We start from the raw sequence: 12,115 nt of genomic DNA, 5'->3' as shown, positions 1-12,115 counted from the left end.
CTTTGACACTCTTGTGCAATATGCAAATTTCTTTGATGTATCTACTGACTTCTTGTTAGGTTTAACTGATGAAAGACGTACTTATGCACCGACGGATCAGATCGGATATTTATATACTTCTTTATCAGATATCTTAACGAATTTAACAGTAGAACAACAAAATGAAATTACGAGAAATTTAATGCGTTATGCCCGTTTCCTCAAAAACGATGTAAAAGACTTCACATAACGTGAGGTCTTTTACTTTTCTTTATTTTACCACAAAACAGAACATTAGTTCTATTTAATTACAAAAAATTATTGAGAAAGTTTTTTCGTAATACCGAACACAAATATTACACACCCGTTCCCGGGTCTGCATAGCCTGCACCACCACCTGGTCCGACTTCGCTACTCTTTTGAGCGTAGGACCAGCCACCGGGATCTTTTGTATATGTATTCCTCATGGCTTCTTCCCTCCTTCCCAATTTGAATCTACAATTATTTTAGCTCACATGTTCTACATCTGCAAATTCACTATTTTGGAATTTTGTGGGATTTTACACTTTAATTTTAAAATTAAATATAATAATATACATATAAAATGATTACGAGGAGTACATTAAATGAATCAAATTGACTTTAGTTCTATACAATCACCCGTTAATCAATTAGCTTTGCAAGTAGCCATTATGTTCCTTGCCATGGGAGTTACTGGTGGATTAGTTTACTACATGCTATTAAAAATCCATGCTCCGAAAACGTTAGCTAATGTGATCGCGACAGTGTGTACAATGGCAGCTGCCTATAAAACGATTTTAATTTTGTTTACATGAGAACAAAAAAAGGGCCTTTTGGCTCTTTTTTTGCAGTTAATCAACTAATGATTTCACTTGAACTAATCATTGGTATTATTCTGAAGTTTTCTTCTGTATCAGCTCTCATTAAACCTTTCAACTTTAAAGGAACCCCTTTTTTATTTTTAATATTCACCTTTACAGGGAATCCCGGGGTAGTACTTCTTGATACTGCAATATATATTGCATTTGTCATAACTCCATTGTTTAACGGCACATTTTCATTAAAACTGTTTGTATACAAATTATCTGTAGGGCATGAATATTCTATATCACCTTCCCCATCATCTAATAACACTAGAAATCTAGAAATTGGTTCTGCATATGATTCTGCTTTAAAGATAATAGTCACATCATTTTTATTATTATCTTCAACATATCCACGAATATTTTCATATGTCTGTAACCCTGGATCTGGTACATAAGTATTTCTTCCCTGCACCACATCTATCATTTGACGCATTGCCATTTCTAAACCTTTTCCAAACACATCAATATACAAAGTTTGTAAAAGTATCATAGGCATTAAACAATCATCTAGCTTTACTGGAATAAACTTTATTTCCTTATTATTACTTGAGTTCATTAAAGCATTTTGCCACTCAAGTTGTACCATTTTACTTTCTAAACTATTCTTTGAAACGAAGAAAAAGAAATGCGTGCATTTCGATAATCCATCTGACATTCTATCTATAATTCCATCTCCTGGCTGAATAGACCAACTGTCATAAAAAACGTTTTCTGTTCCAAATACATTTGCAAATGTTCGTGCGATAGGATCAATAATTGGCTTATCTTTATATGTATGGCTTAAAAAAATCATAATTCCCCTCTTTTCTATATATTTATAACACTATTTTAATATATATATACACAATGCGTATAGTACATTATTGTAATAGTTCATGACTTTACATCTAATGCCTAAATTAGTTCTTTCAAAATTATACTATGGTATTTTCTATGTGTTAAAATATATCCATCGCTGATATGTCCAACTATGTAATTTTCATAGCAGCAAAATTACAACTAGACTTACACAACATGAATCAATATGAGATGAAGGAGTGTATACAGTGAAAGGGCATATTATAAAAAGAGGAAGTAAGTACAGCTTCGTTTTGGATATAGGACCTCATCCAGAAACGGGTGAAAGAAGACAGAGGTGGTTTTCTGGGTACAAAACAAAAAAAGAGGTACAAACAGACTTAGCTAAAAAAATCGTAGAAATAGAAGAAGGCTCATATATCGAGCCTACAAAAATGTGAGTACGTGAATTTTCCCTTCAATATCTTGAAGCCAGAAAGATAAATTTACGAGAAACCACGTACTACAACTATCGAAAACATATTATACCAAAACTCGGAAACATTCCAATGCAAAAATTAAAAGGCGTGGATCTCGAGAAATTTTATGCTGATTTATCTGAGGGTATGAAGCCTGTCACAGTTCGAAGTATTCACCAAATTGTTCGCACGGCTTTAGCATATGCCGTGCGTCATGAGATTATAAAAAAGAATGTTGCTGATGTCATCAGCCCTCCTACTGCTGGTGCCGATGCACGAACGGTAAATACATGGACTGAGGAAGAAGTTCTTCTTTTTTTGGAGAACGCAAAAGAAAGCCGTTATTATATTGCTTACCTTCTTGCAATTACGTGTGGAATGCGTAAAGGTGAAATTTTAGGTCTCCAATGGAAGGATATAGATTTTGAGAGAAGAACTCTATCGGTTAACCGTTCCCTCTCTCATATCACCAAAGAATTTCATGAACCTAAAACATTTTCAGGAAAGAGATTGATTGTTCTGCCTGAAATCACTTTACTGGCTCTCCAAGAGCATCTTCTGAAAATAAATGAAGAAAAAGAGAGATATGGTGAAGACTATAACGACTATGATTTGGTTTGTCCGACATATAACGGTAACCCATGTAATTTCAGAAGTTTGACACAGCTCTGGAAAAAGCTTATAAAGAAAAGTGGAGTTCCTGATATTCGGTTCCATGATTTAAGGCATACCCATGCAACATTAATGTTGAAACAAGGTATACATCCGAAGATCGTAAGTGAACGATTAGGACATAAAAAAGTAGGTATCACACTGGACACCTACTCGCATGTTGTACCAGGACTTCAAGAGACTGCGGTGGATCAATTTGCAAGCGAATTATTCGGTAAAAAAAATTCTCGTTAGAATTTCGTTAGAAGTTTTCGTTTTCAAGCAAAAACACCACCTAAATTATCCCAAAATTCATAAACGAAAAAGGAGAAACAAAACATGAAAGAAATCAAGTCTGACAAGGAATTCAAAGACATCATCGCAAGCGAGGAGCCAGTAGTTGTTAAGTTCTTTACTACATGGTGTCCAGATTGCGTGCGTATGGACAACTTTATCGGAGATGTGATGGAAGAGTTCAATAAGTTTGAATGGTATTCTATTAATAAAGATGAGTTCCCAAATATCGCTGAAGAGTATCAAGTAATGGGTATTCCAAGTTTACTTGTATATCAAAATGGGGAGAAGCTAGGCCACTTACATAGTGCTAACGCAAAAACTGAAGAGCAAGTTACTGAGTTTTTAGAAGCATACTAAGATGAAAACCCTCTGAAAAATATTTTCTAGAGGGTTTTTTTATTTTTTCCAAATCAGCTGCCAGAAGTGTACATATTTGTACTCCCTTCTCCTTCCCCGGTTATACATAGATCTAAATCGCTTGCATACCCTAACTTTGCACTTTCCAACATATTTTTCCTTCATGAAACTTTGTTATCCACTTCTTAAAAAGCTATAAAACGTCAACAATGTTTGTATAGACCCACACGACTTTCGTTTGATACTCTATTTATAGAAAGAAATTCCTTGTAGAAAGGTGAGTGATTAAAATGGATACTCTTTCTCATAAAGAAGCTGATAAAGGTGCTATTGTCAGCATTTTGGCCTACATATTTTTATCCTCTATGAAAATCATCATCAGTTATATTACCCTCTCTAGCGCATTACGTGCTGACGGTTTAAATAACTTAACGGATATCGGTGCTTCTTTAGCGATATTAATTGGTCTAAAAATCTCTCGGAAACCTCGTGATCCAGATCATCCATATGGGCATTCGCGTGCAGAACAAATTGCATCACTTGTTGCTTCTTTTATTATGGCAACGGTCGGATTAGAAGTTGTTATTAGTGCCATTCAATCTTTTTTAAATCCGAAACAAGCAGCACCTAATGTACTTGCTGCATGGGTAGCTTTATTTTCTGCTGTCGTTATGTACTGTGTGTATTTGTATACGAAAAAGATTGCAGCACGAACAAGAAGTAAATCATTAGAAGCAGCTGCAAAGGATAATTTATCAGATGCTCTCGTAAGTATTGGTACAGTAGTAGGTATTGTCGGTTCGCAGTTCCAAATGCCTATTTTAGATCCTATTGCTGCTTTAATTGTCGGTCTTATTATTTGTAAAACTGCATGGGAGATTTTCGTAGAAGCTTCTCATATGTTAACGGATGGAATCGATCCAGATAAGATGGAAGAGTACGCTGATGCGATTGAACATATTGGTGGCGTGGAAAACATCGTAGATATTCGCGCTCGTATGTACGGGAATCAAACGTACGTTGATATTACAATTGAGGTAGATGCTCGTATGGATGTTGGAGAAAGTCACTGTATTACTGACAACATCGAGGCAATGCTTCGGAAAAAGTTTGGCATTTATCATGCGCACATTCATGTTGAACCAATGGAAAAAGAACCTATTATGACATAGGTTCTTTTTTAATGAACGTTTTATGAAATATAACACATAAAACGAGCCAGCTACCGCCAGCTGCCCATCCTGCTAATATGTCAGATGGATAGTGAACGCCAAAATATATTCGGCTAACTGAAATAGATAATACAACAAAGCTCGCTATAAAAATAATCAACAATTTTTTATGCAACGTAATACGTTCTTCTGTAATCGTGACGTATGCAATAAATCCTAAAAAAGCAGTAGCATTCATCGTATGACCGCTCGGAAAACTATATCCAGTTGCAGTAACAAGCTGCGACACATCAGGTCTTGCTCGCTCGTACCATAGTTTAAGCATACTGTTTAAATAACGAGATCCATAATAATTAATTGTTAGAAGTAATGCACTAAGCAACTTTTTTCTAACGAGAAAATACATTACAAGAATAATGAGTAACGGAAAATATATTCTTTTGGAACCGATAAAAGACACCCAAGTAAAGTAGGCTGTCAAATAATCGTTTCGAAAACTTTGAATAAAATGCGCGACTATATTGTCAAATTTCTCAATACAAGCGGTATGATACGAAAGTGATAATACGACAAAACAAATGAGTAGCGTTGAACTTAACAAGTATAAATGTCGATATCGTTTCACATACATAACCTCACTATGCAAAAAAATGGAGCGGTTGTTTTAGTTTTCCTCTCCATTTCTTTTTTATGCATAGTTTATTAAAAAATATAATTGTTAATTGTTTCTTTCATTGTTGGAATATCTTCATTCGTTACTGTAAAGCGAATCACTTTCTCATCAAGATCAAGTGCTTCTGCAAATAAACCTGCTAATCCGCGAGATTTTCTGTCTACTTCCATAATAATCTCTAGGCGATCGTAAGCACTTGGCAAAATCAACAATTCTAGTTCATCTAATTTCCCATAATACTGTCCGGAAACAGGAACAAACTCAAATTCTTGTGCGAATGGAACTTGCTTACGTAGTCGATACGGTAATTCTTCACACTCAATATGACGCGCTTTAAAGCCTAATTGATTGACACTCTCTAACACACTATTTAATAGTGCATTTGGCAACACTTGAATGTAATCACGATCACTTGGATCTATACTACGTTTAATATCAAGGCCTGTGTGTATCCAAACTGTTTTCATTCCAAGAGTAAGCGGTGTTTCAACTGGCATTTTAAATGAAAATGGAATTTCTCTTTTTTCATTCGGCTCAACAGAAAAAGGTTCTGTTAAACGAACTCGCTCTAAATCATATGTTGTTGTTACTTTTTTATCATCTACTTCTCGTACATACGATGTTGATAGCGTTAAGTAAATGCTTTCAATTTGTTGGCTAACGGAACCTCCAGTTATATGAACCTTTCCGTATATCTCTTCACCAACAATATACTCATCTTTTTCAAGAACTGTATCTACTTTTGCATTACCGATACCAACGCTTGCTAAAAACTTTTGAAACATGGATCCTCCATCCTTTCTAAAGCAAAAGCTACATCTTTTTTTAAATCTCGTACATTCTCATAGTACGGCGTTTTCATTTGTAACATTCGCATCAGCATTTCACGGTTGTAATTTTCCAAAGTTAATTCGTCATACCATGGTTTTTCATATTTTTCATTAGATTCATAGCCTGCATATAATAAAAATAATGAGAAATGACCAAGCGCATAAAAATCGCTACGAAAGTGAACTTCTCGCATCAAAGCTTGTTCACCTTCATACGTTGTAGCTCGTTCATCACCCTCACCTTTCAATTTCGCCAACCCAAAATCAATAATACTAATTTGGTTTTCTTTCATTAATATGTTTGGAATGCGTAAATCTCGGTGAATAATACCTTTACTATGAAACACTGATACAATTTCTAATATTTCATATAAAATTTTTAAAACTTCACGTTCTGTATATACATGTCCATCTAAGAAAATATAATCTTCAAAATTTTTACCAGGCATATATTCCATCACAAAAAAGCTTTTTTTCTCCCATACGAAATGATCATATAAACTAGGAATTGCATGATGATTTAATGTTTGTAAAATCATTTTCTCTTGTTCAAATGATTTTCTACCAGACTCATATCTTTGTTTACTTTGTCTTAATTGTTTTAAGACTTTATATCTATTTATTTGTAAATCATTAACGACATATGTAACCCCATAACTACCCATTCCAATTACTGATTCAATTTTATAACGTTCTACAACAATTGTATTTTTTCGCAGTGGTCTATCAAATAAAGCTAGTATACGACGCCATTTCATCAACTACTTGAAAAGAAGCTACGGCTTTTACGTTTTCTTTTATAATGATGATGCCCATAACCAGATGAACGTCGTTTATAATCGCTACTTGAATAAGAGCGACCTCTATGGCGATAATCACTACTAGAATACGAACGATATTTTTTCTTTCCTAATAAAGAATCAATAATTTTTTTGAACATCCCTTCACCTCTTGAGTAAAATTTTCTTTTAATTATACCAAGTATTGCTGGCTACATTTGTGACAAGTTTGTAAAGAGTAAAAAACGACGAGTTAAGCCCGTCGTTACTTTCACTCATCCTCTTCATCAAACACTTCATCAATCATACATTTCTCTAATAAATATTCGAATGTAATATCTGCGAGATCTTCAATTTCTTCTCGTTTTGGGACGTATCCTCTTTCAATTAGTTGCTCATAAAAAAACTCCGCAATCTCTTCCGTATCAATTACGACTTCAATTTCCTTCATGAGCATCACTCCTTTATTTCTGTTTTATGAAAAAATCTCAAAAATATGTATATGAGATTAGAAAAATAGTTTTTCTTTTTTATAGGTCATATCCTTTGGACAAGGTGCATACGATGGTAGTACAAGCTATCAAAAAGGGGGATTATAATTATGGAATATCAATACGAGGTAAAGCAAGAAGTAGGACAAACAAAAGAAGAGTTCATGCATGAAGATCAATGGGCAGACTCTCTTATTAAATGGCTTTTTATTTTTTTAATAATTGTAGGCATACCTTATACTGCATATGTTGTTGTTCAATTCATTCTCTCTTTCTAGTTAACTATTTTTTCTCTGTCAATTTAACTAAATAATTATGAACAACATCCATAACAATTTTGTATTCTTCATCTTTAAATGTATCAAATAACAATTGATAATCGTTATAAATATCAAGTAATCCATCAATGATTTCTTGACGATTTGTCTTAACACTCACTTTTTTCGAGTTGTTAATTGACTTTAATTTTCCTAAATCTAATTTATTCATACCTGCTTTATCTTGTTTCATTTTCTTCAAAATTGCATTTGCCGTTTGAGCATTGGCAAGTAACGTTAAATCTGACTCATCCGCTTCTAACCATTCACCATCCGTAATTCGTGACAGTTCATATATTGTATCTTCCCATGCGTCATTTTTATATCTCCATACTTCTGTACGAAAACCAACAATTCGAAACACATCTTTATCGTATCCTGTTACTTGCACGAGATCACCAAATGTGAAATTATAGTTTAATTCAATCCACTCAGTTTCACCTTTTTTCATATCTTGCTCTGTAACGTGCTGCAATGTTTGCTCTACGTAAAATCCATCGTGATTATTGACTTCGTATACGTAAACTCCATCTAAAACCTTCATATTTGTGATTTTACCAACGGTTCCATATAGCGTAATCACGACTATGTCCCCTACGTTATATTTAGGTTGCTTTTTCCTTGCCATCTATATCTCTCCTTTTTTTGACGTCGTGATTTTGATAACAGTATATGCAACCTACTTAAAAACGCTTATCACAGAAGCGTATATTCATAAATTTTTTCAATAAAAAATATCATCATATGAAAATTTATTTACAACGTAAAAAAAGCTAGCAAATAGACTAGCTTCATGTCGAAAAAAGTTCATATAGTTTTTATCTATCTTGTATGTATAAATCCCACGCTTCATCAAATATAGACATACTTTCTAGCATTCCACTTAGCTCTAAGTATGAACTAATTTCATCGTAATCTTCAGATTGCTTCGGAAAACTTAAATCATCATACATTGCCTCTGCTAAATTCGATATTTCATTACTAAATAAAGCTGCACGATGCTTCATCATATAGTGGTAAAATGTCTTTTTCAAAAATATTCCCTACCTTTCTAGCTTGGGTACATTATACAAGGCAAAAAAGAAAAAAACCAGCATAAAAGCTGGTTAAAAGTCGAAATAATTTCTTTTTAATAGACGTGGTCTTCCCATTAATTCTTCATATGTTAGTTGTTTTGGTAAGTCTTTCGTATAAATTAGAAACAATTGATCTTCTATTTCTTTCACTGTTTGATCTGATTGATAGTCCATACCACATGAGGAACAAGAAATGCATGGTGTCTCTTGGATTTCAATGGCTTTCGTACCATCTGGTAATTCCCAATATACAGTATTTAAGCTTTCTTTTGCTTCTGTACTGTCACACCACATACAATTCATACTGCATCACCCTCAGTTTTTTTGTCGTTTTCTTCTAATTTAGCCATTTGTGCTTGATATTTTTTATCTTTCAATTGGTCGCGCTTATCACGTTTATCTTTTAATGTTGCATGCGTTTCATTATCCTCATAGTCTTTACGACGGTTCATACGCTGTAAATCGTCTGGAACAAGATTAAATTTCTTATCGCTCATAAGGCCTGCGATACCAACATCTGAACGTTTTTCTTCGTAGTTTGGATAAATTTCTTTAAAGTACCCTTCTGCTCTTCCTGGAATGTAGCTTTCTGGCTCTGGATACGTTGTAATAACACCTTCAAAGTTACGAAGTACAACTTTATCTGCACTTTGCGAGATTAAATAGTTTGGTTGAAGCGCAATTTTACCGCCTCCTCCTGGTGCATCAACAACGAATGTTGGTACTGCATAACCAGACGTATGTCCGCGTAAACCTTCAATAATTTCAAGACCTTTAGAAACTGGTGCCCGGAAATGACCAATACCTTCAGATAAGTCACATTGATAAATATAATATGGACGTACACGGATTTTTACTAAGTCATGCATTAGTTTTTTCATAATTGGAACGCTGTCATTAATACCAGCTAAAATTACGGCTTGGTTTCCGACTGGAACACCAGCATTCGCTAACATTTCACATGCTTTTTTCGATTCTTCAGTAATTTCAATAGATGTATTGAAATGTGTATTTAACCATACTGGATGATATTTTTTAATAATGTTACATAAGTTTTCTGTAATACGCTGCGGGAATACTACCGGCGCTCTCGTTCCGATACGAATAATCTCAACATGCGGAATCTCTCGTAAATTTTTTAATACATATTCTAAAATTTTATCATTAATAAGAAGACCATCACCACCAGAGATTAATACATCTCGTACTTGTGGTGTTTCACGAATGTAAGCAATTGCATCATCTAATTGTTTCTTCGGCACACCCATTCCAATTTGTCCACTAAAACGACGGCGTGTACAGTAACGACAATACATAGAGCATTGATTCGTTACTAAGAATAGTACGCGGTCAGGATAACGATGTGTTAACCCTGGAACTGGTGAATCTTCATCTTCATGAAGCGGGTCTTCTAAATCATATTTTGTTTTATATAACTCTTCCGAGATCGGTACAGATTGCATCCGAATCGGACAGCGTGGGTCATCAGGATTCATTAACCAAGCATAGTACGGTGTAATATTTAACGGGATCGTTTTCGTTGAAATTTTAACGCCCTCTTCTTCATCAGGTGTTAAGTTAATCACTTTCTTTAAGTCATCTAACGTTTTGATCGTATTCGTTAATTGCCAAACCCAATCATTCCATTGCTCTTCAGTAACATCTTTCCATAATTCGATATCCTTCCAGTGACGATTTGGTTTGTATACATCATGTAACATTGCTATTCCCCCTTTTTATACGCTCATCCTTTATATAAGCAATAGTTATGCCAACTTTACTTTATTGATAAGTAAACGTACGGATAACCCTATTATATAAGCGAAAAAAATATTTTTAAGCACTGTATGAAATCCATACATACTATCATATTCATTACTTTTTATATATGTAAACGCTCTTTTATTGGTGCAAACACACAAAAACCGCCAATTATTCGGCGGTTTTGTCGTACTTACTCAGTTTATATTGAAGCGTCTGACGAGGGATACCTAACATTTTTGCAGCCTGTAATATATTCCCTTCTGTTTCAATTAACGCTTGATCTATTAATTTTTTTTCCGTTTGATGAAGTGCTTCTCTAAGAGGCAATATGCCCTTCTTCTTTGGAAAACTCTCTTTCCGAAATGTACGCGGTAAACAATTGGCTGTTAATGTATTCCCTTCTGCAATAATGACAGCATGTTCAATCGTATGTTTTAACTCCCGAACATTTCCAGGCCATTGGTAAGCTTGTAGTCTTTCTTTCGCTTCCTTATCCATTTGAAGTACACCTTTTTTATAACTTTTATTATATTCTTTCAAAAAATAAGACGCTAACAATAATACATCCTCCGTTCTTTCACGGAGCGGCGGAATATATAATGAAAAGACATTTAATCGATAGTATAAATCAGTGCGAATTTTATTCTCTTTTAAACATATTTCTGGCGGCTGATTCATTGCGGTAATAACGCGAACATCTACTTTTCTCGTCTTATTATCACCAATACGACGAATAACACCATCTTCTAATACACGTAGCATTTTCGCTTGTAAATCGAGTGGCATTGAATTCAGTTCATCTAAAAACAATGTCCCTCCATCTACAAGTTCAAATAATCCCGCTCGTTCAATTGCCCCCGTATAACTACCTTTTGTCGTTCCAAACAATAAACTTTCTAATAGAGACTCTGGCAAAGCTGCACAGTTTTGTGCAATAAACGGCTTATTCTTCCGCTTAGAGGCTTCATGAATCGCTTGTACAAATAACTCTTTCCCTGTTCCTGTTTCCCCATATATTAAAACATTCGCATCAGTTGGGGCTACTTTTTGTGCTAATTCTTTCGTCTGTTTAAACCGAGCATCATTCGTCACGATCGTCTCAAATGCAACATCCTTTTTGACCGCTTTTTTTCTAGATGACCGCTTTATTTTCGACTGCAAATCGACTATTGTATCGGTAAGTTTTTGTACTGTGGAATAATCTTTTGCAATTTCAACAGCTCCAGCAATATTTCCATCTATGAAAATAGGTAACGTCGTATTTACTGTACAAATGTCTTCCCCATTTAAGTTTTGATAATGCTGCACTTGATGAACGATTGGCTTTTTTGTATCTAATACTTTCATCAACGTACTTGTTTCCCTAGATAAAGAAGGAAACGCTTCTAACAAATGTTTACCTAACACTTTTTCAATTTTTGATCCATCGTGTTTTGCAGCTACAGTATTATAGAAAATTGTAATACCATTTTCATCTACTGCGTGTATAGCCTCATCAATACTGCCCAAAATCGCCTCAATGACTTCTTGTGTCGAAACTGCTAGCAATGTCATCCCCCCTCTTGCCGAAAATTCAGCAAATACTA

The 12,115-nt window shown here is 34.5% G+C and carries 18 protein-coding genes and 1 pseudogene; 8 read left to right on the top strand and 11 right to left on the bottom strand.

The features are described 5' to 3' along the window. The first annotated feature begins 13 nt into the window (after nucleotides 1–13). Together MR070_RS13750 and MR070_RS13745 are read left to right on the top strand one after the other, a co-directional pair. On the top strand, nucleotides 14–229 hold the full coding sequence (locus tag MR070_RS13750; protein WP_242261480.1) for a hypothetical protein: 216 nt from the start codon (nucleotides 14–16) through the stop codon (nucleotides 227–229). A 376-nt stretch (nucleotides 230–605) separates the two neighbouring features. Further along, nucleotides 606–815 (top strand): hypothetical protein, encoded by a 210-nt coding sequence (locus tag MR070_RS13745; protein WP_097852346.1) that lies wholly within the window; start codon nucleotides 606–608, stop codon nucleotides 813–815. 40 nt (nucleotides 816–855) lie between these two features. Here the strand turns inward: MR070_RS13745 and MR070_RS13740 are convergent, their stop codons facing one another. Continuing rightward, complete coding sequence (locus MR070_RS13740) at nucleotides 856–1,659, bottom strand: toll/interleukin-1 receptor domain-containing protein (RefSeq protein WP_097852347.1); 804 nt, start codon at nucleotides 1,657–1,659, stop codon at nucleotides 856–858. A gap of 253 nt (nucleotides 1,660–1,912) precedes the next feature. On the opposite strand from MR070_RS13740, the gene MR070_RS13735 reads away from it, so the two are divergent. From MR070_RS13735 to MR070_RS13715, 5 genes and pseudogenes are all read left to right on the top strand, one after another. Then, entirely contained in the window at nucleotides 1,913–2,104 is a 192-nt protein-coding gene (locus tag MR070_RS13735; RefSeq protein ID WP_242261479.1) for an Arm DNA-binding domain-containing protein, read from the top strand. Nucleotides 2,105–2,119: 15 nt separating this feature from the next. Continuing rightward, nucleotides 2,120–2,248, top strand: a pseudogene (locus MR070_RS27060) (tyrosine-type recombinase/integrase); the annotation flags it as partial. Nucleotides 2,249–2,368: 120 nt separating this feature from the next. Then, on the top strand, nucleotides 2,369–3,028 hold the full coding sequence (locus MR070_RS13725) for a site-specific integrase (protein ID WP_396021590.1): 660 nt from the start codon (nucleotides 2,369–2,371) through the stop codon (nucleotides 3,026–3,028). Between the two features lie 84 nt (nucleotides 3,029–3,112). Further along, entirely contained in the window at nucleotides 3,113–3,427 is a 315-nt protein-coding gene (locus MR070_RS13720) for a thioredoxin family protein (protein ID WP_174100783.1), read from the top strand. Between the two features lie 290 nt (nucleotides 3,428–3,717). Then, nucleotides 3,718–4,599 carry a cation diffusion facilitator family transporter gene (locus tag MR070_RS13715; protein WP_000380376.1) on the top strand — a complete coding sequence of 294 codons (882 nt, stop codon included), beginning with the start codon at nucleotides 3,718–3,720 and terminating at the stop codon, nucleotides 4,597–4,599. Here the strand turns inward: MR070_RS13715 and MR070_RS13710 are convergent. From MR070_RS13710 to MR070_RS13690, 5 genes are all read right to left on the bottom strand, one after another. Continuing rightward, on the bottom strand, nucleotides 4,589–5,224 hold the full coding sequence (locus tag MR070_RS13710) for a phosphatase PAP2 family protein (RefSeq protein ID WP_242261477.1): 636 nt from the start codon (nucleotides 5,222–5,224) through the stop codon (nucleotides 4,589–4,591). The two genes, MR070_RS13715 and MR070_RS13710, sit on opposite strands and share 11 nt — an antisense overlap. Nucleotides 5,225–5,301: 77 nt before the next feature. After that, nucleotides 5,302–6,057, bottom strand: a complete 756-nt coding sequence (locus MR070_RS13705; protein WP_000486607.1) for a sporulation protein — start codon at nucleotides 6,055–6,057, stop codon at nucleotides 5,302–5,304. Next, nucleotides 6,039–6,860, bottom strand: a complete 822-nt coding sequence (locus tag MR070_RS13700; protein ID WP_000872045.1) for a serine/threonine protein kinase — start codon at nucleotides 6,858–6,860, stop codon at nucleotides 6,039–6,041. The genes MR070_RS13705 and MR070_RS13700 overlap by 19 nt, the downstream gene beginning before the upstream one ends. Beyond that, entirely contained in the window at nucleotides 6,860–7,042 is a 183-nt protein-coding gene (locus tag MR070_RS13695) for a hypothetical protein (RefSeq protein WP_000473370.1), read from the bottom strand. Before MR070_RS13695 ends, MR070_RS13700 begins: the two co-directional genes overlap by 1 nt. Before the next feature lie 110 nt (nucleotides 7,043–7,152). Beyond that, complete coding sequence (locus MR070_RS13690) at nucleotides 7,153–7,332, bottom strand: YozD family protein (RefSeq protein WP_000658451.1); 180 nt, start codon at nucleotides 7,330–7,332, stop codon at nucleotides 7,153–7,155. A 150-nt stretch (nucleotides 7,333–7,482) separates the two neighbouring features. On the opposite strand from MR070_RS13690, the gene MR070_RS13685 reads away from it, so the two are divergent. Continuing rightward, complete coding sequence (locus tag MR070_RS13685) at nucleotides 7,483–7,650, top strand: DUF3930 family protein (protein ID WP_000456537.1); 168 nt, start codon at nucleotides 7,483–7,485, stop codon at nucleotides 7,648–7,650. 4 nt (nucleotides 7,651–7,654) lie between these two features. Here MR070_RS13685 and MR070_RS13680 read toward each other — a convergent pair whose 3' ends face one another. The 5 genes from MR070_RS13680 to rocR form a co-directional block, all read right to left on the bottom strand. Continuing rightward, a complete protein-coding gene (locus tag MR070_RS13680) occupies nucleotides 7,655–8,317 on the bottom strand; it encodes a hypothetical protein (RefSeq protein ID WP_000101501.1) in 663 nt (220 codons plus the stop codon). Between the two features lie 190 nt (nucleotides 8,318–8,507). Continuing rightward, the gene (locus tag MR070_RS13675; protein ID WP_000750724.1) at nucleotides 8,508–8,723 is read right to left on the bottom strand and encodes a YozE family protein; all 216 of its coding nucleotides are present in this window, start codon (nucleotides 8,721–8,723) and stop codon (nucleotides 8,508–8,510) included. A 72-nt stretch (nucleotides 8,724–8,795) separates the two neighbouring features. Beyond that, nucleotides 8,796–9,068, bottom strand: a complete 273-nt coding sequence (locus MR070_RS13670) for a YokU family protein (RefSeq protein WP_000995764.1) — start codon at nucleotides 9,066–9,068, stop codon at nucleotides 8,796–8,798. Beyond that, entirely contained in the window at nucleotides 9,065–10,486 is a 1,422-nt protein-coding gene (gene kamA / locus MR070_RS13665) for a lysine 2,3-aminomutase (RefSeq protein ID WP_000902136.1), read from the bottom strand. The genes MR070_RS13670 and kamA overlap by 4 nt, the downstream gene beginning before the upstream one ends. Nucleotides 10,487–10,697: 211 nt before the next feature. After that, a complete protein-coding gene (gene rocR / locus MR070_RS13660; RefSeq protein ID WP_001997445.1) occupies nucleotides 10,698–12,083 on the bottom strand; it encodes an arginine utilization transcriptional regulator RocR in 1,386 nt (461 codons plus the stop codon). Nucleotides 12,084–12,115 lie beyond the last annotated feature (32 nt).

Source organism: Bacillus cereus group sp. BfR-BA-01453, from assembly GCF_022662915.1.
Taxonomy (GTDB): Bacteria; Bacillota; Bacilli; order Bacillales; family Bacillaceae_G; genus Bacillus_A; species Bacillus_A paranthracis.
This window is presented reverse-complemented; position numbering and strand designations above follow the sequence as displayed.

Coding starts and splice junctions, on each gene's coding strand:
- MR070_RS13745 (WP_097852346.1), top strand. CDS start 606: ATGAATCAAATTGACTTTAGTTCTATACAATCACCCGTTAATCAATTA.
- MR070_RS13740 (WP_097852347.1), bottom strand. CDS start 1,659: ATGATTTTTTTAAGCCATACATATAAAGATAAGCCAATTATTGATCCT.
- MR070_RS13720 (WP_174100783.1), top strand. CDS start 3,113: ATGAAAGAAATCAAGTCTGACAAGGAATTCAAAGACATCATCGCAAGC.
- MR070_RS13715 (WP_000380376.1), top strand. CDS start 3,718: ATGGATACTCTTTCTCATAAAGAAGCTGATAAAGGTGCTATTGTCAGC.
- MR070_RS13705 (WP_000486607.1), bottom strand. CDS start 6,057: ATGTTTCAAAAGTTTTTAGCAAGCGTTGGTATCGGTAATGCAAAAGTA.
- MR070_RS13700 (WP_000872045.1), bottom strand. CDS start 6,860: ATGAAATGGCGTCGTATACTAGCTTTATTTGATAGACCACTGCGAAAA.
- MR070_RS13695 (WP_000473370.1), bottom strand. CDS start 7,042: ATGTTCAAAAAAATTATTGATTCTTTATTAGGAAAGAAAAAATATCGT.
- MR070_RS13690 (WP_000658451.1), bottom strand. CDS start 7,332: ATGAAGGAAATTGAAGTCGTAATTGATACGGAAGAGATTGCGGAGTTT.
- MR070_RS13685 (WP_000456537.1), top strand. CDS start 7,483: ATGGAATATCAATACGAGGTAAAGCAAGAAGTAGGACAAACAAAAGAA.
- MR070_RS13680 (WP_000101501.1), bottom strand. CDS start 8,317: ATGGCAAGGAAAAAGCAACCTAAATATAACGTAGGGGACATAGTCGTG.
- MR070_RS13670 (WP_000995764.1), bottom strand. CDS start 9,068: ATGAATTGTATGTGGTGTGACAGTACAGAAGCAAAAGAAAGCTTAAAT.
- kamA (WP_000902136.1), bottom strand. CDS start 10,486: ATGTTACATGATGTATACAAACCAAATCGTCACTGGAAGGATATCGAA.
- rocR (WP_001997445.1), bottom strand. CDS start 12,083: ATGACATTGCTAGCAGTTTCGACACAAGAAGTCATTGAGGCGATTTTG.